The 22,944-nt window shown below is 38.4% G+C and carries 17 protein-coding genes; 8 read left to right on the top strand and 9 right to left on the bottom strand.

Annotated elements, in window-relative coordinates; translation table 11 throughout:
- Positions 1–28: 28 nt before the first annotated feature.
- Genes ACMAYX_RS03580 through ACMAYX_RS03545 form a run of 8 tightly spaced genes read right to left on the bottom strand, consistent with a single transcriptional unit; the run spans position 29 to position 6,976 of the window.
- Entirely contained in the window at positions 29–1,519 is a 1,491-nt protein-coding gene (locus tag ACMAYX_RS03580) for an aldehyde dehydrogenase family protein (RefSeq protein WP_103216887.1), read from the bottom strand.
- Between the two features lie 8 nt (positions 1,520–1,527).
- On the bottom strand, positions 1,528–2,739 hold the full coding sequence (locus tag ACMAYX_RS03575) for a thiolase family protein (RefSeq protein WP_392991511.1): 1,212 nt from the start codon (positions 2,737–2,739) through the stop codon (positions 1,528–1,530).
- Positions 2,736–3,395, bottom strand: coding sequence for a 3-hydroxyacyl-CoA dehydrogenase family protein (locus tag ACMAYX_RS03570; RefSeq protein ID WP_158246785.1), 660 nt, complete (start codon positions 3,393–3,395; stop codon positions 2,736–2,738). Before ACMAYX_RS03570 ends, ACMAYX_RS03575 begins: the two co-directional genes overlap by 4 nt.
- Positions 3,388–4,251, bottom strand: a complete 864-nt coding sequence (locus ACMAYX_RS03565) for a 3-hydroxyacyl-CoA dehydrogenase NAD-binding domain-containing protein (protein ID WP_103216890.1) — start codon at positions 4,249–4,251, stop codon at positions 3,388–3,390. Before ACMAYX_RS03565 ends, ACMAYX_RS03570 begins: the two co-directional genes overlap by 8 nt.
- A 4-nt stretch (positions 4,252–4,255) precedes the next feature.
- Positions 4,256–5,068 carry a Phenylacetic acid catabolic protein gene (locus ACMAYX_RS03560; protein ID WP_103216891.1) on the bottom strand — a complete coding sequence of 271 codons (813 nt, stop codon included), beginning with the start codon at positions 5,066–5,068 and terminating at the stop codon, positions 4,256–4,258.
- 12 nt (positions 5,069–5,080) lie between these two features.
- Positions 5,081–5,869: an enoyl-CoA hydratase/isomerase family protein gene (locus ACMAYX_RS03555; protein ID WP_412469693.1), complete on the bottom strand. Its 789-nt coding sequence runs from the start codon at positions 5,867–5,869 to the stop codon at positions 5,081–5,083.
- 1 nt (position 5,870) lies between these two features.
- Positions 5,871–6,650: an enoyl-CoA hydratase-related protein gene (locus ACMAYX_RS03550; protein ID WP_103216893.1), complete on the bottom strand. Its 780-nt coding sequence runs from the start codon at positions 6,648–6,650 to the stop codon at positions 5,871–5,873.
- Between the two features lie 14 nt (positions 6,651–6,664).
- Positions 6,665–6,976: an EthD family reductase gene (locus ACMAYX_RS03545; RefSeq protein ID WP_103216894.1), complete on the bottom strand. Its 312-nt coding sequence runs from the start codon at positions 6,974–6,976 to the stop codon at positions 6,665–6,667.
- A 273-nt stretch (positions 6,977–7,249) separates the two neighbouring features.
- Between ACMAYX_RS03545 and ACMAYX_RS03540 the strand changes: the two genes are divergently transcribed.
- Entirely contained in the window at positions 7,250–7,609 is a 360-nt protein-coding gene (locus ACMAYX_RS03540) for a hypothetical protein (protein ID WP_412471553.1), read from the top strand.
- Positions 7,610–7,616: 7 nt separating this feature from the next.
- Here ACMAYX_RS03540 and hppD read toward each other — a convergent pair whose 3' ends face one another.
- Complete coding sequence (gene hppD / locus ACMAYX_RS03535; protein ID WP_412471552.1) at positions 7,617–8,690, bottom strand: 4-hydroxyphenylpyruvate dioxygenase; 1,074 nt, start codon at positions 8,688–8,690, stop codon at positions 7,617–7,619.
- A 93-nt stretch (positions 8,691–8,783) separates the two neighbouring features.
- Here hppD and ACMAYX_RS03530 point away from each other — a divergent pair, with 93 nt between their 5' ends.
- The 7 genes from ACMAYX_RS03530 to ACMAYX_RS03500 all read left to right on the top strand — a co-directional run bounded on the left by ACMAYX_RS03530 (position 8,784) and on the right by ACMAYX_RS03500 (position 22,937).
- Positions 8,784–9,299 (top strand): TonB family protein, encoded by a 516-nt coding sequence (locus ACMAYX_RS03530; RefSeq protein ID WP_158246786.1) that lies wholly within the window; start codon positions 8,784–8,786, stop codon positions 9,297–9,299.
- Between the two features lie 70 nt (positions 9,300–9,369).
- Positions 9,370–12,807 carry a thiamine pyrophosphate-dependent enzyme gene (locus ACMAYX_RS03525; RefSeq protein WP_412471551.1) on the top strand — a complete coding sequence of 1,146 codons (3,438 nt, stop codon included), beginning with the start codon at positions 9,370–9,372 and terminating at the stop codon, positions 12,805–12,807.
- Positions 12,804–14,141, top strand: a complete 1,338-nt coding sequence (locus tag ACMAYX_RS03520) for an NUDIX domain-containing protein (RefSeq protein ID WP_412471550.1) — start codon at positions 12,804–12,806, stop codon at positions 14,139–14,141. The genes ACMAYX_RS03525 and ACMAYX_RS03520 overlap by 4 nt, the downstream gene beginning before the upstream one ends.
- A 256-nt stretch (positions 14,142–14,397) precedes the next feature.
- Entirely contained in the window at positions 14,398–17,400 is a 3,003-nt protein-coding gene (locus ACMAYX_RS03515) for a hypothetical protein (protein ID WP_412471549.1), read from the top strand.
- Positions 17,401–17,738: 338 nt separating this feature from the next.
- Positions 17,739–20,390 (top strand): hypothetical protein, encoded by a 2,652-nt coding sequence (locus ACMAYX_RS03510; protein ID WP_412471548.1) that lies wholly within the window; start codon positions 17,739–17,741, stop codon positions 20,388–20,390.
- A gap of 113 nt (positions 20,391–20,503) precedes the next feature.
- Positions 20,504–22,123, top strand: a complete 1,620-nt coding sequence (locus tag ACMAYX_RS03505; RefSeq protein WP_103216902.1) for a carboxyl transferase domain-containing protein — start codon at positions 20,504–20,506, stop codon at positions 22,121–22,123.
- A 22-nt stretch (positions 22,124–22,145) separates the two neighbouring features.
- On the top strand, positions 22,146–22,937 hold the full coding sequence (locus ACMAYX_RS03500; RefSeq protein ID WP_103216903.1) for an enoyl-CoA hydratase-related protein: 792 nt from the start codon (positions 22,146–22,148) through the stop codon (positions 22,935–22,937).
- Positions 22,938–22,944: the final 7 nt, after the last annotated feature.

Here is a 22,944-nt window from a genome sequence, read left to right as displayed (position 1 = left end):
GCCTTCGTTATGAAGGCCTTTTCTTTATCTAAAATAGGGCATCAAACCACATTTTACCTTCGCGTGTATTACAATCAGATTCCCATAGGTGTTTAACTTCAAGGTAGGCCTTGATTCCCTCTTCACCCATTTCTCGTCCAACACCAGATTGTTTAAATCCACCAAATGGCATTCCTGGATTTAATAAGTGATACTCATTTATCCAAACTGTACCAGCTTCAATTTCTTTGGCAATATTAAGAGCACGCTCTTCATTCTTTGACCATACAGCTCCTGCAAGTCCATAGATTGAGTTATTTGCTAGCTTGATCGCTTCTTCTTCCGTGCTGAATTTAGTAATACCTACAACTGGCCCAAAGATCTCTTCATGCCAAATTGTATTGTCTGGTGTGATTTCAAAAGCTGTCGGCTGAATATAGTAACCTTTGGCAAAGTCACCTTCAGTAATACGCTCACCACCATAGATCAGCTTTGCACCTTCTTCTTTTGTCTTATTAATATAACCCATGATTGTGTTAAATTGTTTCTCTGAAACCACTGGTCCAAATCCTGTTGTCTTCTCTGGAGTTGCACCAATTGCTACTTTTGCAATTCTTTCTTTGAACTTTGTCATGAACTCATCATAGATTCCATCTTGAACAAGTAGGCGAGTTCCCGAGTCACAAGCTTGACCTGAGTGATATAGGAATGCGTAAAGAGCGCCATCAACAGCGATATCAAGATCAGCATCGTCTAAAACGATATTTGCCGATTTTCCACCAAGCTCCATTGTCGTATTCTTAATTTCACTTGCACTTTGCTTTAAGATTTCACGCCCAACGGCCGTTGATCCTGTAAATGCTACTTTTGCGATATCCTTGTGATTAACAAGATATTGTCCTTCTTTTGCTCCACCCGTAACGATATTGACAACACCTTTAGGCACGCCTGCTTCAATTAGAACTTCTGCTAGCATCATTGCTGTCACTGGAGTTTCAACTGCTGATTTTAGAACTGTCGTACATCCTGTCGCTAAGATTGGACCAATTTTCCAACCGGCCATAACAAGAGGGAAGTTCCATGGAATAATTTGTGCACAAACACCAACAGGCTCATAGCGACGAGTATTTTTAGAAAAGCCCGCTCTTGTTGCTTTTTCATCTAATTGTTCAAACTTAAAATTTGTCGCAACCTTACTCATTACCTTAAAGAAACTTGCTGTGTTGTGAAGATCAGCGGCAGCTTTTCTAAAAGTTGAACCACTGTCTTTGATTTCTTGTTCAATGAACTCACGCTTTCTTTCTTTTAGAAGCTCTGAAACTTTAAGTAGGATTTCTCCTCTTTGGGCCGCAGTCATTTCACGCCATTCTTTATTATAGAAGGCGCTCTTTGCTGCTTGTACTGCATCTTCAAGATCCTGTGTCGAAGGAATGTGAACCTTCGCTACAAATTCACCATTTGATGGGTCGATTGAATCAACCATTTCACCCGATGACGAAGGGCGGATTTCTCCATTGATATATAATTTTACTTCATTCATATTTACTCCTATTTACAATTTTCCACGCTTAGAGAGACACCTTGACCAACACCAACACACATTGAAGCTAGACCTTGCTTAAGATTTGCATTGTCTTTCATGATATGAGTAAGTGTTGTCACAATTCTAGCACCAGAACATCCAAGAGGGTGTCCTAGAGAGATTGCTCCACCACGTAAATTTATTTTTGATTCATCAAGGCCAAGCTCGCGAATACAACCAAGTGATTGAGAAGCGAAGGCCTCATTTAGTTCTACAACATCAAAGTCAGAAATCTTCTTTCCAAATTTTTCCATTAATCTTTGAGTTGAAGCGACAGGGCCAAGGCCCATGATATTTGGGTGGATTCCGCGAACACCTGCTCCTGTTAATTTCACTAGAGGAGTTAAGTTGTGGCGTTTTAAGAACTCTTCACTAACAAGTGCCACACATGCTGCACCATCATTCATCATTGAAGAGTTTCCGGCCGTTACTGAACCATCCTTTTTAAATACTGCTCTAAGTCCTGCTAGGGCCTCTAGAGTTGTTGATGGACGAGGACCTTCATCTTTTGAAACAGTAATTGTTTCTTTTCTCATCGCTATTTCAACAGGAAGAACTTCATCGTTAAATTCTCCGTTCTCCCATGCTTTACAAGCTTTTTGGTGGGATGCAAGTGCGAATTTATCTTGGTCTTCACGAGAAATTCCAATTTTCGCCACAACTTCTTCAGCTGTCTCTCCCATGCCAAGTAAAGGAAACATCTCCTTCATCTTCTTATTTGGAAATCGCCAACCAAATGTTGTATCAAACATTTGAGAATCACGCCCAAATGGAGTTGATCCTTTAGAGATAACAAGAGGTGCTCTTGTCATACTCTCAGCACCACCAATAAGAAGGCAATCGGCCATTCCTAAATTAATGCGCGACCAACCATCAATAATTGCATCGAGTGATGATGCACAAAGACGGTTAAGTGTTACACCTGGAACTTCGTAAGGAAGGCCTCCTAAGAGAGCAGACATACGAGCAAGGTTTCTGTTATCTTCACCGGCCTGATTTGCACAGCCAACGATAACATCGTCAATTTCCTTCATGTCAAAATCAAAGCTTTGAGAGAAGTCACGAAAAAGTGTCGCTAGCATATCATCAACTCTTAGATGAGAAAGGCTTCCACCAAGTTTTCCAATAGGTGTTCTTTTTGCGTAGACAAGATACGCATCTCTATATTTAAGTGTCATAAATTCATCCTAAGTAGGCGAGACGGACGATAACGTGCATCTCCTGTGATTTCACGTAATTCTTCTAGCAGAATTAAGATTTTTTCAATTCCAATTTTATCGGCCCATTCAAATGGACCTAGGGGATAGTTCACACCAAATTTCATTGCCTTATCAATATCCGAATTTGAAGCCAAGGCTTCTTCTTTAGCAAAGTATGCTTCATTAATAATTTGTGAAATAACTCTAGGGTATGTGAATCCAATTCCAATGTGATTGACGATTTCAAGATCAAAACCGAGTTTTTTGAAGACATCAAATGCAGCTTCTTCAATAGAATCATCTTTCATATAGAATTCAAAACAGCTTTTTGGAGAGTAGAAGGCCGCTGCTACAGCGCCAAGTACATTTTCGTATTGACCAATTAAATACTCGCCCCAGTTGACCGTTAGATCTGAAACGATTGGGCCATCAAAGACAATATCTAAGTGTTCGTATAGGTCCATCTTTGAGTTGCGATCAAAACAAGTAAGATCAACAATTAAATCAGTCTCATCAAAATCAACACCATCTAGTGTGTTGATGCTATACGGATCAACAACAATTGAAGGATATTCACTTCCAAGAACATTCTTGTACAGAGGGTGGTTATCACTTACTAAAATAGTTTTATTCATAACGATAGAACCCCTCTTTAACTTTGCGTCCAATACGGCCACTATCAACCATTTCACGTTGAATCTTGTGTGGCCTAAAACGTGGTTCATAATAGTATGACGCCCACACAGATTGAGTGACATCATAGTTGACATCAATTCCGATAAGATCCATTAACTCAAATGGGCCCATTCTAAATCCACCTACATTTTTCATGACACGATCAATTTCTGCGACCTGCTCTTGATTATAGTTTTCTAGGCGGTGAAAGCTCTCGCCGTAAAAATTTCTGGCAACACGATTAACGATAAAACCAGGAGAATCCTTGCATAATGCAGGCTTTTTTCCATAGCGCTCAAACCAGTCATAAAGGGCATGGGCCTGATCTTTACTACTCCATGGTGTTTCAATAATTTCAACTAACTTCATTAAAGTTGCAGGATTGAAGAAGTGTAGACCTAAGAATTTTTCTTTACGAGGTTTTGATAAGTCTTTTGCCATTTTAGTAATTGGAATAGATGAAGTATTTGATGCAAAGATCGTTTTTTCACTCATGATCTCATCAAGACGAGCAAAAACTTTTTTCTTAATATCTAAGTTTTCAACAATGGCCTCAATCACAAGGTCGTGATCGATTTGGTGCTCATTCATCTCAACGATATTTAAATTCTTTTTAAAAGCCGTGATTTCAGCGGAGTCAAATTTACCTTTGCTTTCAAGTTTGTCCCACGAAGAGGTGATAAGATCACCACTTGCTTGGGCCATTTCAAGGTGCTGGTCTACTAATTCAACCTTCACACCGTGTTGGCAAAACCATTGGGCGATTCCTCGCCCCATAGTTCCTGCACCAATAACTAGTACACTATTTATATTCATTCAATTATTGCCTTTGTGGTTGTGCATCTTCGTCGTAGATAGGAAGAACTAGGCCCGCTTGTTCACAAAGCTCTTCTACTTCTTTTACGAAAACATCGCGAACAACAGCATTTGTTCTCTTCTTAAGTCCTAACTTAACATATAGGTCATTTGAGCGACCTTTTGTTGAACCAAATACGTTCATAACTCTTGGCCACCAGATATTTAGTCTTTCTTGTAGGAATTCTTTGTTGTCACCTTCGGCAAGGATTTTGATCCATTTGTCACCGTGAGCAAGGTGCATGATTTCTTCTTTATAGATTCCTTCGATTCCTTTTTTCCAAGGAAGGTAGCTTGAATCAAGAGTATCTTCTAGTTGGTGGCCAGCAGCTCTATCCATTAGGAAGTTAAATAGAATAAAGTCTTCCCAGAAATTGATACCGTAGTAGAAGATATTTACACGGTAGTCATCTTTTAATCTTTGGAATCCAATTTGTGCTTCGTCTTCTGGCATTTTGAATCCAAGTTCTGACTTTTCGATATGTGAGTCAACATCTTCACCAAGACCTTTTAGAAGTCTGTAACAAACTGAAGCATGTCTCATTTCATCTTTAACGATTTGAGCAACAACAACTTTTTCTTGCATCGTTGGTGCCTTTTCAATCCATGGTGCATATCCAAGCGCCCCAGAATATTCTGAATCGTGTTGCATCCATAGAAGGTTTCTTAGGGCCTTCTTGTATAGTGGAGGAAGCTCATCTCCCTTATCAAATTTCTTACCATTTTGAATGTCTTCAAATAATTGTAGTTCTTCTTGAGTGTATTCTCTTGCTGCCATATGGCCTCCTTCTTATTTTCCTAAAAATTTTGCTTGTCTCTTTTCAAAGAATGCCGTTAGGCCTTCTTTATAATCTTCACTATTTCCCAAGAATCTTTGGTAAGCTGTTTCGCGCTCCATCGATTCTTTTGAAGTGCTATCAATTGCAACATTGATATTCTCTTTTATCGCTTTTACTGAAAGAGGTGCCATGGCATTAATTTGCCCGGCCCATGCTTTTGCATCTGTTAATGCTTCTTCACTTACTTTATTAATAAGTCCTGCATTCTCTAATTGCTCACTTGTTAAAGGAGCGTTAAAAAGGAAGTATTCCATTGCTTTTTTAGGGCCAAGTGCTTGAGTGAACATATGAGTTGATCCAGCATCTGGGCAAAGACCTAGTTTTGAAAAACCTGAAACAAACTTTATTCCTGGTTTTGCTACGATTAAGTCGCATGCAAGTGCTACGGAAACACCGGCTCCTGCAACGACACCTTCAACTGCAGCAATTACTAGTTTCTTAGATGACTTAATTGCATTAACCAGTGGGTTCCACTCAGTTTCAAGTGTTACACCAAGATCAACTGGTTTTTCTCCAGCTTGCACTGTGCGATCATTTAAATCTTGTCCAGTGCAAAATCCTTTGCCTTTTGAAGCAAGGATAATACAGCCAACTTCACTGTCGCGGTTTAGATCTCTGATGGCCTTGATGATTTCAAGTTTTGCTTCACGAGAAAGTGCGCCGTAAACTTCTTCACGGTTAATTGTGATCATACCTGTGAAGGCTTCTTTTTCGATAATAATATTCTTAAATTCAGACATTCTAATTTCCTTTGTACTCTGGTGAGCGCTTTTCTAAGAAGGCACGCATACCTTCTTTCTGGTCACTACTTGCAAAAGTTAAATAGAAATTGCGTCTTTCAAAATCAACACCATCACTAAGTGACATTTCAAAGGCCTTGTTTACAGATTCTTTGATTAACTTAATTGCAACTGGTGCCTTATTTGCGATTTCTTTTGCCGTTTCAAAAGTTTCTTGAAGTAGAGTCGTGCTAGGGACAACCTTTGCAACTAGGCCCCAGTCAAGTGCTTGGTTTGCACCAAACATTTCACCTGTCATACAAAGCATCATTGCCTTCGACTTTCCTAGAGCTCGTGTTAGGCGTTGTGTTCCACCTGCACCAGGAGTTGTGCCAATGCTAATTTCTGGTTGGCCAAATTTTGCGCTATCTCCAGCAATAATGAAATCACAGTGCATTGCTAACTCACATCCACCACCTAGAGCGTAACCATTTACGGCCGCAATGATTGGCTTTGTTATTTGAGCAAGCTGTTGCCATGAGCGGAAGCGGTTGTCATTGATTTGATCAATTGGAGTCGCTTCAACCATTTGTGCAATATCTGCACCAGCAGCAAATGCGCGTTCATCACCAGTAAGGATGATGACACGAACTTGTGGGTTATCATCAAGTTCGAAAAGCTTATCAACTAACTCTCGCATTAGGTCTGTTGAAAGAGCATTTAAAACCTTTGGGCGATTAAGCTTAACTAGGGCGATATGCTCGTGGTCGTTATATGGAAATTCACAAAGTATATTACTCATTAAAGCTTTCCTTATTAAAGAGTGATTACTTCTTCTTTAGCGAAGTGAATTGAAACAATCTCTTTAGCGAAATTAAATAGATCTTTTCCACACGCCATATTTTCTTCAGAACTCATTCCTACTTTAAAGTCATCTTTATTTTCAAAAACCATTTCTGCGATTACATGTAGATCACTTGCTCCACGAGGAGTCCCTGTGATGCGATTTAAGCGAAGCTCTTTCATACTTGGAACTTTCTTTACAAGTGGAGTATGAACTTGCGCATAGTGCTTTTCCCATGCATCGATATCGTTTGGAATTTTATAAATGGCGATTAACTTGTACATAAGTATCCTTTCTTTGAAGTTGTGTCGTGTTGTTTAAATTTTAGTTAATTAAACCAATATTGTAGGGATATGAGGGGCCCTTTGAATAGGCTAGTTGAGTCATTTTTTGACGTATTATCAGTAGTTTAGATAAAGGAAATCAATATATTAGTTTAATCTAATGGAAAATATCAGTTTCCAATGACGCTACGTGAAATACTTTCAATAATAAACATTGCCTTTAGCTTTTCGTCTATATTGCCGCATCTTAAAAATTTAATCCCGGAGTGGAAAATGAAAATATTAACAAAAGTAATTCTAGTATTAATGGTGCTGCAAGTGTCATTTGCTCTAGAAGTTTCACCAAGAGATGTGCGTGCGCACGTAATTGAATCTTTTCGCCCTTTTCATGAGGCCCATATCGTAATCAATACAGAGCGAGAAGATATTATCATTTCTAAAGAAGTTATTTGTTCAAACTTCTTATTCGAGTGCTCTGATAAGTCAGAGTATGAAGTCCTTCAAGGATTTGTAGATGTGATTAACTCAATTCGCGATCGTGCTTATAAAGCTTGGTCAGATATGACAATTGATAAAAGATGCTTTGCCTCGAAGTCTTATGAGAAACAAAGCATCTTCAATTGTATTAAGTAATTAAATTCTAATCCAGGTATCCTCTTGCGATTTGGTCCCTTTCAATAGCATCAAAGAGGGCCTGGAAATTTCCTTCACCAAAACCGTTGTGATTTTTTCTTTGAATAAATTCAAAAAATAGTGGACCAATATAAGTGTCAGTAAAGTTTTGGATTAGGTATCCTTCCTCATCACCATCAACTAGAAGTTGACGATCTTCGAGCTCTACTAGATCTTCTGTAACATTAATTCCACGCCCAGCAATACCTTCGTAGTATGAATGAGGGATATCAAGAAATTTAATATCTCTTTCTCTTAAGTCTTTAACAGTTGTAAGAATATCACCGCAAGTTAAAGCAATGTGCTGAACTCCAGCACCGTTGTGACGATCAAGAAACTCTTGAATTTGATCCTTTCCACCAGCTTCTTTTGGCTCATTAATTGGAATAATGACTTCACCTTTTGGAAGTTGAACAACTTCTGAGTTAAGTCCAGTTTTTGAACCTTTAATATCGAAGTAGCGAGTTACTTTGAAACCATAAACACGGTCATAGAACTCAACCCATTTCTTCATTTCACCTTTTGGAACGTTATTCGTTAAGTGGTCAATACGAGCAACACGTGAACCTAGAGGGCGCGCTTTTGGATCTTCTTCAAGTTTCGTAAACCCTGGACGAAAGAATGTGCGAGGTCTTTCAATGAACTCATTGGCAACATCACCAAAGCCTTTAATGCGAGCACTTTTGTAGATACCATGCTCATTTTCAGTGATAACAACTTCTTGAAGTGACTCAGCACCACGCTCAATTGCTGTCCTATAAGCATGCTCACAATCTTCAACTAAGAATGAGATTGTTGAAACACCTTCACCGTGAGCCTTGAAGTAATCTTGCGCATGGCCACCTTTTTGTGCCGTTAAAAGAAATCTAACTTGTCCCTGAGTGAATAGCTCTTTGCTTTCACTTTGCTTTTCATATGTTTTAGAAAAACCAAATGTGTAGAATAAATCTTTTGTGGCCGTATCAAGTGAATCACATGTGAATTCGAGATGATCAATGGCCAGGACCCCAAGAGGGTTTTCTGGAGAAATTTTTGAGTTCATAAAAACTTCCTTCTTTATATTAGCTGTTTGATTTGTGTATGAAAGATACTAACGATTTTTCCCAAATGGAGCAAGATGCATTATGATATGTGCATGAAGCATCGTTTATGGTTTTTCTTTTTTGCACTAAGTCTAGTGACTCATGCTGTTATATTCTTTTCAAATATAAGAAAAGGTGAGCAGCAGATGAGGCGCGAGCGCATTGGTATTGATGTCCAGATTAAGGCCCATGCTATAAAACAAGAAAAGCAAAATAAAAAAGAAGTTGAAAAGATTGAACAAAAGCCACGAAAAAGTGTTCAGGCCAAAGAGGAGTCCTCTAAGTCTGAGCAGCAACAGGTTGTGACAAATAATACTTTTGAGAACCAAATAGTTCATTTCGAGGCCCCTATTTATCCGCGATCTGCCAGAAGAGCTGCGATTGGTGGCTCCGTGACTATCTCCCTTATTGTTGGTGTTGACGGGAAAGTTGTGGATGTCAAAATTTTAAAACCTGCTGATTACACAGCTTTCAATGAAGCAGTACTAAGTGTTGCAAAACAATGGCAATTCAAGCCTCAGAAGATTCAAAATACTTATACTAAAAAAATCGTGTTTACTATTGAGTAATGACGCTTTGGTTCGTCAAAAAACATAATAAAAATTCTATACTTGCACCTCAATTAAATTTAGAGGAATTATGAGTCAATATAGAATTCTCAATGGGAATGAGCTAATCATTCAAGGTGCTCTTGAAGCTGGTTTTAATCTTTATACTGGATATCCAGGATCACCGTTAGCAGATTATTTTAATATCTTATATAGCAAGAAAAAAGAGTTTCACGAAAAAGGTATCCGTGTTGTTATTGCAAACTCGGAGGCCAATGCAGCAGCTATGGCCAGTGGAGTAAAACAAGCGGGACGTGACTGTATTGTTGCCATGAAATCAATGGGACTTCATGTTGCAAGTGATGCTTTATCCGTTGGTAACTTTGCCAATCCTGCAAGACCTAAGATAGTCGATGGAAAGGAAGTTTATCCTGCTACTGTTATTTGTGTTGGCGATGACCCTTGGTCGATGTCCACTTCAACTGCAGCTGATTCAAGATATCTTTTTAAGCATCTTCATATGTCTTTTCTAGAACCTTCAAATCCTAAAGAGTTAAAAGACTGGATTGCTAAGGCAAAAGAAATTTCTTCTAAAACAAGTTTATATCAAGGATTACTTCTAACGACTTTTCTTGCTGAAGGTGGTGGAAGAGTTGAGTGCTTTGACGAGGCCCCGATTGATGGCAATTTAATCGATATCGATCCTTCAACTTTTGATCTTCAAAAAAATGTAATGGTTCCACCAAATTCTCTACTTGCTGATGTGAGTATGATTAAAGAGCGCTTTCCAAAACTTCAAAGTGTACTTAAAGAGATGGCCCTTGATCAAGTTTTTGGAAATGTTAACGCTGATATTGGTTTTATCTCAAGCGGTGTGATTTTCGAAACCCTTAAGCAATGCCTAGAAGAAGGTGAGTATCTTGATCACTTCTCTTTATATAAAGTTGCTTCTTCATTTCCACTTGTTGATGACATCTTAGTACCTTACTTAAAGGGCTTGAAGAAGCTTGTTGTGGTTGAAGAAAAGCGAGGTTTCTTAGAGGGGGAGATTCGCTCTCTTTGTCAGAAACATGGACTTATTCTTGATATCGTAGGAAAGGACTTTAAAAATGGTGATGGCTTTCCTGCATTTGGTGGGCTTAGCTATGAAATCATCAGTGAAAAACTTGAAACACTGAAAGACTATCTTGAAGTTGGCCAATGTAAATCATTGGCATTCGAAGAAAGAAATTTCGGAGAGATTCTTCCAAAGAGACTTCCTACTTTTTGTCCAGGTTGTCCTCACCGTGAGACTCTTTCTCTTTTAAAAGACCTTCGTCGCTGGCTTAAGGCCCAAGATATTGACCTTATCACTCATGGTGACGTTGGTTGCTATTCACTTTCATTTTTACCGCCATTTGGAGAAATGCATAATTTATCAGCAATGGGGCAAGGTGGTGCTCTTGGTGCGGGGATGGATCTTTTCACAAAGAACCCTTCTGTTGTCTTGATGGGTGACTCAACTTTCTTTCACTCTGGCCTAACTGATATTTCAAACTCAGTTCAAGCTGATCATGATATTACTTACATTCTTTTAGATAATGATAATACGGCCATGACAGGACATCAGATGACTCCTGCATCACAAATTAATGTTGAGGGAAGTAAGAGACCTAAGCAAGATATGCTAAACATCGTGCAAAATCTTGGTGTTAAGGTGGCCAAGGAAGTTAACCCTTCTGATCGCTACTTTTACCAAAACCTTATGCGTGAATTTGTTGTACAAAAAGGCGTTAAGATTATTATTTCAAATAAAGAATGTTCTCTTACTTACCAAGCAAAGGTAAGAGCTAAAGAGAGAGGACAAATTAAAGATAAGGGTGTGCTAGCGCAAAAGACTTTTTATCAAATTAATACTTCGGCCTGTGAAGACTGCCGTATTTGTATTGAAGAGACAGGTTGTCCTGGCCTAACTCAGGTTATGGATGCATATGGTACTAAGATGGCAATTGACCCTACTATTTGTGTGGCCGATAGTTATTGTACAAAAATGAAGGCGTGTCCAAGTTTTGAAAAAGTTGTGGTCAAAGGTTATCACCCAACAATGTATCGTGACAGTGATCTTTCTCACTTAACATATGATCTGAAAGAATTTGAAACGAAGAAAACATTTGATGTAATTGCTAGTGGTGACACTTGGCGAATGGTTGTAACTGGTGTCGGTGGATCGGGGATTACAACGATCTCTAAAATTATTGCAAATGCATGTGTTGAAATGGCCGGCCGTGATGATCTGGATTTTAAATTTATGGATCAAAAGGGCCTTGCTCAAAGAAATGGAAATGTAACGGGACATATGTCAATTTGTCATAAAGATAAATCAATGGGGGCCGTAACTCCTCGTGGTGGTTCTGATGTACTTTTAAGTCCTGACCTTTTAGATGGTATTGGGCAACTGGGATTTTTAAAGACTGAGAATGCTGTTGCAATTTTTGATGATTCGTATCAAGTGCCTCTTTCAATTCTTCTTGATAAGGGGGAGAGTGAAGAAAGTTTAACTAGAGCTAAGCTTATTGAAAAAGTTAGAAGTAAAGGTGATGACAGAATTATTCTGGTTCCTCTTAAGAAGTGGTGTGACCTCTTCTTTGGTAAAGCGGTCTATGCTTCAAGTATGATTCTCGGTTATGCATTTCAATTAGGTCTTGTTCCATTTGGTGAAGATGATCTTCTTGGGGCCTTAAAGAAGTCGATGAAGCCTGCTGAAATTGAAAATAATATCGCTTCGTTTAAGCTTGGACGAGAAATGGCGTCTCTTGGAACTGAAGCTTTTGAAGCTAAGTATAAGAATCTTGTCGTAAAGAATAAGGACCCTCTCGATTTAGCAATCGAGTCCGTAAGGGAGTCACTACTTCCTTGGCATAATTCTACTTATATTATTAATAAATTTAGACAACATCTTGATCAAGCAATTGTTGATATTAACTGGATGAGTCGCAAGGACTTAATTCAGATCATTCACGATCAGTATATTTATAATCGCGGTAAAGAGACGACTGAGTTTATTTCTGGGGCCAGAGCAGTGGGAACTATTGTTGATGAAGAAAATAAAGTTCTTGCTACACGTGTTCTTGCTAAGACATTTATCGTTAAAGATGAAGTCATGGTTGCTCACTTAATGCTTTCACCTTTTTTAAAGCAAATGGAAGAGAGTATCTATAGCTTCCTTGGAAAGTCTTATACTAAAGAGAGAATAAACCGTCCTTCATTTGATATCTTTGGAAAGAAGATTGAATTTGATATTTCGCCAAAAGATTGGCAATTAAAAATTATGAGACACTTTAGAATCTTACGTTCTGTGCTGCCTGCTTGGCATGCAAAAGAAAGAGAGATTGGTTCTAAGGTAAGAAATTACTTATTTAACGGTATTCAAAAAATTGAAGCTAAGAATAGTCAATATCACGCTCTTAAGCTTCTCGATAATATTAAAGGTTACAGAGAAGTTCGCTATACTAATGCGCAAAGAGTATTTAAAGAGTTGGAGATCAATTGAAGCAATCAGTTTCAGCAATATTTATCTGTGAGGACCAAGTCCTTATCATGAAGAGACAAAACTATCTGAGAGCATTTCCCGGCTATTCTTCTTTTCCTGGAGGAAAAGTTGATGAAGAGGATGTGCTCAATGGTGGAGATGATTACCTTCTCTTTGCTCTTAAAAGAGAGATCCAAGAGGAGCTTCATATAAATATTGATGAACTATTAAAGTCAGGTCACATACTTGATGTTAAGCAATACGCTTTAGCAGTCACTCCTGACTTTAATCCACATCGATTTGAGAATTATTACTTCAAGGTTTTTATTAAAGATAAGAGTGCCCTTGAAGAAATTAATTTTCACTTTGACGAGGGAGAAATTGCCAAGGCAACGTGGATGAATTGTCACGAGGCCTTTACTGAATATAAGAAAGGACATCTCTTAGTTGTTCCTCCTATGATTACAATTCTTAAAGACCTTGATCGCGATATTAATTCTGTCGATTTCCTTGATGCTAACTTGAAGTATGATGGAGATTTGCAGGTTCCAATGATTGAGCCTTTATTTGGCCTACGTCAATACATGCCTCTTTCACATACTTTTCCTCCAGCAAATCGTACGAATTGTTTTGTCATTGGAGATGATAATGGAAAGAAAATTGTTATCGATCCATCTCCTAAGAATGAAGAAGAACTAAAAAAGCTAATTTATGGGCTAAAGGAACATGATCTTAGTGAGATATTTCTTACTCATCACCATCCTGATCATCACGAGTTTAGTCGTGAATTAGCAAAGATATTAAAACTACCTTTTTCTATGTCCGAAGGTACTTATGAACATCTTTTAGGAGACTTTGGGCAGGATTATTTTGATGGCCATGAAGTAAAGTTCTATGAAGATGGCGATATTGTGACAACGTCATGTGGCCATGAAGTAAAGCTAGTTACGACTGGTGGCCATGCTTTTGGTCAGAGCTCTCTTTTAAGAGCTGACGGGGCATGGATGATTGTTTCTGATCTAATCCAAACGATTGGAACAGTTACAATAAGTGGGCGAGGCTCTGATATGAGAGAATATTTTCACTCTCTTACTAATGTAATCAATCTAGATCCACAAGTTGTAATGCCTTCACATGGAATTTGTCTTGGTGGAACAAATAAAATTAAGCAAACTCTTGATCATCGAATCGAAAGAGAAAACCAAATCCGTGCTTGCTTGGAAGAAGGCAAGAGTCGTGAAGAGATTTTTCAATCAATATATCCTGATCTTCCTGATAGACTACACAAGTATGCTTATGCGACGATTGACTCTCACTTAAACAAATTGGAAGAGTTTGGGCCAGGACTTTGCTAAAAAGCAAATTTTATTGGCACAATTAATTGCACAGTTTTTGGTGAATAGTAATTTTACAATTGAAAATTATTCTTTGATATCAGCTAGTTAAAGTCGGTCTAAAAATTATCTTGCACCTAATTTATTAAAATTATTCACTCACACCCTTTCTCAAGTGAAAATGATAGAGGGGAGTGGTCAACTTTATTGTCGGTTAAGTAAAGAAATAAAACTTATTAACCGATAAATTAAGAAGATTAATCTATGTGAGGAAGAAATGAAAGTTGTTAAATCATCGATTATCCTATTATTCACGATTAACTCAAGCTTTGCTAATGGACAATCAGGTCTTATTAGTGGAGTGGCTGATCAAAGTGGTGACATGCTTGGCGCTGCGGTTGGTAATGCGGTTGTGAATGCAAGTGGGCAATTCAATGCTGTGGACCCTGTTCAACAAGTCCTTGTTCAACAAGTCTATAACATCGCTGAAACGAATAATGATTTTGAGAAGTCGATTCGTCTTAAGCGTCTACAGCTTAGAGAGCTTGAAGGTGGGGATGGAATTAGAAGTAAAGTTCCTCCGATGTTTTACAGTGCAAGCTTCCTTCAAACTGGTCTTATGAGTCGTATTGAAGATCCAATGGACGACTTTAGTTATGATAATCTAATCGAATTGAATTATGACGATGGTGACAAATCACTAAAGGGATTATCGAATTCTCCTTTCATTTTTAAGCAAAAAGTACAATATCCACATAGTTCTGCAGTGGCCGTTGGAGGCAATCCTTGGAATAATGCGACTGCTTTTCGCTTTGATGAAGCCTACAGGCCTTGTACTGGTGATGATTCAATTTCTGAGAATCGTCTAGGGACGAATGGTGAGTTCCTTGAGTCATTTATGTTTAAGCTTGATAGCCGTTTTAAAGGCTGTTCTGATGACTATTTAACAATAGATGAAGATCCATTTAGTATAACACCAAAAGTTGACCCTCAAAAATTCTGTAATTGCGCAAATAAGATAACTCATTCTGATGAACAAGAAGAAGAGCTAGGTCAGAAGGATGTTATTGATAACTTCTCTGATAATATTTATGAAAAAGTTGTCGCTCACAGAGTCAAAGAATTTAAAGACTTCTTAGAGAGCGCAAGAGTTCGTTTTGATGAATTTGACAAGCACAGCTATGTGAATGACCCGTATAGTTGCTCTGGGCAGAATATTGAAAACCTAAGTAATAAGCTTAAGTCTTGTTTTGCAGGAAGGCTTGGTGATGCTATTGATAAGAAACTGGAACTTGATTCTTCGGATGATATGATTGGCCTACACTTTATGACAACGATTCCAGCTCTTGGTAACTCGTCTAGACAGTCTCGCGCTAAGAATCGCTTCGAGCAAATCTTTGAAGACATTGATAAAAATGTTAGTGGACAAAGACAGATGTTCACAACTGATGAAGAAAAGCTAAAAGAATTCGCAAATATTTTTATCTTAGAATATAGCCAGCATAAAAGAGGACCTTTAGGGTTTCCTCGTTCATATGTGGCACGCTTAAATAAGTATATCTATAGTGATCCTGTTATGTATGGAGCTTATCAAGATTTTAGAAAGCAGGAACTTGATGTAACGGATAAAACATTAAGAGCAAAGGCCAATTTAGAAAATAAAAGTTATGGTTGGGGAAGCTCTTTTGTCGATAATATGTATATCTCTCAAGTTCAGGAAGATATGCTAATGTTACAATTTGCAACATCAATTTCCAGTCAAACATTACCACGACTACTTGATGGTTCTTCAAAGGCATCTCTATCTGAAATCTCAAACGCTCTAAATGCTCTTGAAACGAAAAATGATCAAGGCGCTAAAGTGATGGGAGATATGTATAACGTAATTAGAAATCAGCACGAAGATGAATTAAGAGCAACATGTCGTCAAAAAATTGAGGCCCTTGAAAAGGATTGTAACAGTAGTCCTAAAGAGATTATGTCTTCTCTTTCTTTAGAAGAATTCGTTGCGATTAATGATACAAATAGTGAAGACGTTTCTTTGAATTCAAGAAAGTATTGTCTTGCCCTAGATATGGGTGTTACCAATGAGAATGCGGCCAAGCTTGCTAGCTCTGTTGTTTCGGACTCACAAAAAGTCTTAGAGCAAATTAAAGGCTCATATGATCCAACGACTGGCCTTGGGACTAATAAAGTAAAGAGTGACGACGATTCAAAATTAGATGGAGGCCTCGGAGGCTTTGTTGAAAGAGCTAATACTGCTGGTGATATTATTAATAATGGACAAGACTCAGGTGTCGCAAATGATGGAAGTTCAAGCGAGTATAATTTTGATGAAGCTGCGCAATTTCTTGAAAGCTACAATAGTTCAAACTCTTCATTACCATCTAATAGTTTTGCAAGTTCGAATGTTATTGATAACAACTCTCTGCAATCAATGATTCAAAATCCGTCAACATCTGTTAAGTCTCTTGAAGATGTGAAAACAAGAGTTGAGGATGAAGCCGAGGCAATTGCGAAAGAGCTTGAAGAGAACCGAAACTCTACAGCTGTTTCTACTGATGAAGCGAGTCAGAGTGCGGAGCTTAGAGCTGAGCTTGCTGCACTTAAAGCACAAATAGCAGAGCTTAATACTGCTATAACTGCAAAGTCTGAAAAACCTATTGATGAAGATGATCCTGAAAGAGAAAAGCGTATTGCAGCTCAAAGAAATAAAGTAATGTCTAATATAGCTGCAAGTAGTGGTTTTGGTGGAGGTCGTCGAGATGCGGCACCTGCAGGAAATACTAGAGCTGTACAGCAGGCGTCTAGTGGATCGAGTATTCCTTCAAATCTTTCTGCTGGAGCTGGAGGCAGTTCTTCATCGGCCGGTACAGGAATTAGTGCGATCAATCGACTAGGTGCAACTGGTGGACTAGGACTTACAGCAGGCTCTTCTTCACGTGCTTCTTCAGGAGCAGTAGCAGGTGATAATATTGCTAAAAGTGATCAACGCTTAGTTGCAAAAGCTATCGCTGAAGGGAATAACAGTGTTGTTCTTGCCGATGGCCGTGTCTATTATATTGGTCATGATGAAGATGGAAATGTGATTCTTTCTGAAACAGCAGAAGAAGTATTAGCTGGTGTGACGAGTCCTGAGCAAGAAGGACCTCAACTTCCTACTCCTAAGGCCGAAGACGGTCCTAAGCGTGAAATTGCTTCTGAAGGTGAAGAAGTAAAAGTTCCTGGCGAGGATAGTATTTATACTAAGTTCTTAAATGCCGCAGAAATCAACGAATAGAATTATCAATAAATTCACATATAGAAAAGACCAGCAATAGCTGGTCTTTTTTTTTTTTTTTACTTTTTTTTGAAAATAGAAAGTGTTGAAACGACGACTATTATTGGCGCAAGGAGATTTTGTTGTTTAGTCGCTATTTATTTATTTTTAAACAGTTGTACACGTGAATTCAGTGAGTTTGCTCACCTCATAATTAAGTTATTTGTAGTGTGTTTAGAAAATATATTTTTAGCGTCCATAATATATTGAAGAAAGGAAGGTGAACAATAAATTTTGGTCACTTAAGAGAATTCTTAATGCCACCGATAGACAAATTGGATCAGGTATCCGGGACGGAAATGAAATTAATTAAAATATTTATTACTACGACATTGTTTACACTACAGAACACAACTCAAGCAGCCGCTATCCTAGGAGTCGCTGGAGGTTCGTTTTCTACACCACTTCAACAAAACTTACTAATGTTAAGTGAGGTCGATACGGTTATTGCTGATGCTGGTATCTATCTTCTTGAACAGGTAGATCACAACGAAAATACATTCAATGAGATTAGAAAGAATCGTATCCTTGGTACAAGTGATCCATTTGTGGGAATGGAGAAGTCTCTTGCAAAGTCTGGCTGTGTTGGTGATCGTAAGAGTTCATCTCCAGCTGATAATCAAATTGATCAAGTGACAAAAATGGAAATCAGTATGTCTCGTTATGGTAATGCATGTCGAGACACTTTATATAGTGTTGACCTTCAAGAAGGTGCTAAAGAGAAAATTAATGTTGAACAATACTGTGGTTGTGTAAGTAACGTTACAGCTACTGTAACTCAAGAACAGGTATTAGTACCTAATTCAGATGAAGCATATAAGAGTAAGTTTCATTCTGCCATCGTTGCAAGTCGAGTTTATAACCTACTTGATCTCATTAGAGATAATGCAAGCCGACTAGAGCGTTATCGTCGTAAGCTGGCCGATACAGATCAAAACTTTGATCGATTCACATGTTCAAAGAGTGATATCGATAAAATTAGTCAGAAGATCGAATCTTGCTTTGGCCCGCAGGTTAGAAACGCAATTGATAAGAAGATTGGCTATAATTTAGATAACCTCTTGAAGTCAAATGCTGAAGGAGAAGCTAAGAAGCGCCTTAACCAGTTGTTTACGAGGTCTAATACTGATATCGATGAATATTTCGATGAAAGAATTGCAGCAGAAAATGTTGCCCTCGATGGTAATGGCGGTAGTAAAAGAAACCAATTCATTGATCTTTTCATTGTAAGATTCAATGAACAAAGAATTAGTGGTGAAGGATATTCGAAGTATTATAAAGATGATCTTAAAGCTTATGTTTATAATAACAAAATCTTTAGTCGTGAATTTTATAGTTTTAGAGAAAGAGAAATTGCAAAGTCAGATAAGTTAAGTCGCTCCCTTTATTATCAAACTGATGGTAAAGAAGGTCGACTTGATTATGCTAATCAAGTCTTTACTGCAGAAGAAGAGGATCAATTTCTAATTCAATACGTATCCTTCTTTGGTTCAAAATTTATGAAATCAATGGTTCGTGACGCAGATGATTTTGAGCAAGTAACTAAGGCCTTAAAAGAAATTAAAAATCAAGGTGTTGATACTAAGAGCTTTATCTTTGATTCTCTTATGAATCACTTAACAGATTTGAAAGAAGAAGTAATTAGTGAGTGTGAGAGTCGTATTGAAGAACTTGAGTATACTTGTGATCCTTCAAATTTTGATGATGTAATGAAAAGTGTATCTGCAGTTGAATTTACTGAGGCGAATGAGTCATTTGGTGGAAATGATATTGAAACAGCAGAGTTCTATTGTTCAGCTTTTAATAAAGGAGAGATCCCACAAACTATTGCGGGTGGGTATGGTAACTTTACTTCAACTTATGACCCTGCACTCGTTTTTGATGAAGTTCGTGGAAGTCACGGACAGCAAATTGCTTCAGTTAGAGAGTCCTATGAGAAGGGTGGCCTAGCAAATGCGTTTAATAATAATTCTAAATCAAATTCGAATATAGAAAATGTATCTGCAGATGCTATCGATGATGGAGCCTTTTCTCAAACGGCAGAGTACCTAAATAAGAAGTATACAAATACACAAAATACTGGGATGGCACAAAGCTCGCAAATGACTACGATGGGACAGGCCCAAGTTGCTCAGGTGCAAACAAATACTGCTTCTCAAGTAAATGAAACAAAACATGAAAGAGTCGAGAGAGAGATCGAAAATCAAGTTGAGAAAATAGAAAATCAACTTGCATCAAGTGTTAATGACGATCAAGAAGCGCAAGAGCTTAGAAAGCAACTTAAAGAGTTAAAAGAACAACTGGCCAATGTTGCAAAAAATGCACTTGCAGTTAATGAAGAAAGCGCAAAGAGAAAAGAAAGAAGTATTGCTAGTGAGCAAAATTTTGCTGATGAGCGAGCATTAGGTCACTTTGGTAATAGTTCTTCTGCATATTCTCACTCTGGTGCAGCACCATCTAGTGTAAGAGGAGGGGCCTCTGTTGGTTCAACTTCTGGCCGTGGTGGTGGAGCATCAATAGCAGGTGCTGGAACTTCTGGATCAGCATCTTCAATCTCAGCTGCCCTTGGCGCAGCAGATATGGTATCAGGACTTAGTTTATCTAGTAATACACGATCAGATGTACTATCGGTATCAGATAATCGAATAGGAAAGCAAGATCGTAAGCTAGTTGCTGATGCAATTTCAAAAGGTAGCAATCGCGTTGTCCTAGCAGATGGTCAGACATACTTCATTGGCCATGATGATGATGGGAACGTCATCCTTTCACAATCAAAAGATGCACTATTTGAGGTAGCAATGCTTCCTGAATTAGAGGGGCCCCAGTTAGAAGCAGATCAGATTAAAAAACTGGATAACGCAGGTCGCTCAATTGCCTCGGAGGCTTCAGAAGTAAGTTCTGAGGATAGTATCTACTCTCAATTTCTCAATGCAGCAGAAATATCAGAATAATTTCTTAGAATAAGCCGATGCAAGGCGCGTTATAACGTGCCTTGCCTTGTCAAAATCCCTCATAAATAGATAAAATTGCTCAGTTTTTATTACAAAAGTTAGAGGCAATTTCTATGACAATTTCAGGGACGCTACCTATCGTTTCTAAGGTCGATCGATCAAGTGATGACTTTAGAGAGAATTTCAATTTTCATTTTTCAAATGTAGAAGAATTAAGAAACAAAGTTAAACATGCTCATATGGGTGGAGGAGAAAAATCTGTTTCTCGTCACCACTCTCGTGGAAAATTATTACCACGTGAGCGTATTGATAAAATCCTCGATGCAGGATCTCCATTTATCGAATTATCGTCTCTTGCTGCAAACGGCATGTATGGAATGGATATTCCAAGTGCTGGTATCGTAACAGGTATTGGTAAAGTACACGGTGTTTGGTGTATGTTCGTGGCCAATGATGCAACTGTTAAGGGTGGAACTTACTTTCCAATGACAGTTAAGAAACACTTAAGAGCGCAAGAAGTGGCAAGGGAAAATCGCCTTCCATGTGTTTATCTTGTGGACTCTGGTGGAGCATTCTTACCAATGCAAGATGAAGTATTTCCAGATAAAGAACACTTTGGAAGAATCTTTTTTAATCAGGCCCAAATGTCTGCCCAAGGGATTCCACAAATTGCTGTTGTTCTTGGTTCATGTACTGCTGGTGGAGCTTACGTTCCTGCGATGGCGGATGAATCAATTATTGTAAAAGATAATGGGACGATCTTTTTAGGAGGACCTCCTCTAGTAAAAGCTGCAACAGGTGAAGAAGTTGATGCTCAAACTCTTGGTGGGGCAAAGGTTCACACTAGTGAGTCTGGTGTTGCTGACCACTTCGCTGAAGACGAAGACGACGCTCTTGCAATTACAAGATCAATTCTTGAAAATATAAACTTTGAGCAAAACGAAGATGACTTCAATTTTGAAATGCCAAAGTATGATGCCGAAGATATTTACGGAATTCTTCCTCGTGATACGAAGAAGCCATTTGATATTAGAGAGATCATTGCTTGCCTTGTTGATGGTTCACGCTTTCATGAGTTTAAAGAGAAATACGGGCCAACACTGGTTTGTGGTTTCGCAAAGATTTGTGGAGAAAGAGTTGGGATCGTAGCTAATAACGGTATTCTCTTTTCTGAATCGGCAATTAAAGGTTCTCACTTTATTCAGCTTTGCGGACAAAGAAATATTCCATTAGTTTTCCTACAAAATATTACTGGTTTCATGGTTGGTTCTAAATATGAAGCTGAAGGAATTGCAAAGCATGGTGCTAAAATGGTTACGGCCGTTTCAACTGTTAATGTTCCAAAGTTTACAGTTGTGATTGGTGGATCTTTTGGTGCTGGTAACTACGGTATGTGTGGTCGTGCTTATTCTCCTCGTTTCTTATGGATGTGGCCTAATGCTCGTATCTCAGTAATGGGTGGTGAGCAAGCAGCAGGTGTACTTGCAACTGTTCGTCAAGACGGGCTTGTTGCAAAAGGTGAAAAGCCGATGACGGCCGAAGAAGAAGCGAAGTTTAAACAACCTATCTTAGATAAATACGAAAATGAAGGAAGCGCATATTATTCAACAGCAAGACTGTGGGATGATGGTGTGATTGAACCTCATAAAACTCGTGATATCTTAGGTGCGGCAATTAAAGCAAGCAAACAGGCTCCAATTGAAGAGACTAAGTTTGGTGTCTTTAGAATGTAGTGAAATAGAAGAAGGATTTTTTATGACAGGATATACAAAAGAGATAAAAACAGGTGAAGAAAGTGGGATTTGTTTCATCACACTAAATCGCCCAGAAGTACATAATGCATTCAATGATGAGATGATTGCAGCACTTACAGAAGAGTTCCTAGCACTTGAAAATGATGATAGCGTCCGCGTTGTTGTTCTTACTGGTGCCGGAAAATCATTTTGCGCAGGAGCTGATCTAAATTGGATGAAAAAAATGAAAGACTATTCAATGGAAGAAAATATTGCGGACTCTAAAAAGTTAGCGGGACTATTTCATGCCATTAACAATCTTTCTAAGCCAGTCATTGGCCGAGTAAATGGCGCTGCCCTTGGTGGTGGAGTTGGTCTTGTTGCTTGTTGTGACTTTGTCATCGCAAGTGAGAGTGCAAAATTTGGTCTTACGGAAGTTAATCTTGGACTTGTTCCTGCGGTAATTTCTCCATTTGTTATGGCAAAAATTGGAGAGTCAAATGCTCGCCACCTATTTCTTACTGGTGAGAGATTTGATGGAGAACGTGCTCTACAAATTGGCCTTATTCATAGAGTTTCTCTTGATCGCTACTATGATGCAGATATCGTCAATATGGCAAAAGAACTCATTAAAGTTGCACCAAATGCACAGAGAGTTGCAAAGAAGTTAATTTTTGGTGTTAAAGAGCGTCTTGGAAATGATGAAGCAACAATGAATTACACTTGTGAAGTTATTGCTAAGCAGAGAATTTCTGATGAAGGTCAGGAAGGTATGACAGCATTACTTGAAAAAAGAAAACCAAACTGGAAGTAAGTTATAT

This window comes from Halobacteriovorax sp. RT-2-3 (genome assembly GCF_047085075.1).
In the GTDB taxonomy this organism is placed as follows: Bacteria; Bdellovibrionota; Bacteriovoracia; order Bacteriovoracales; family Bacteriovoracaceae; genus Halobacteriovorax_A.
The sequence above is the reverse complement of the archived record's forward strand: the minus strand, read 5'-3'. Positions and strand labels throughout refer to the sequence as shown.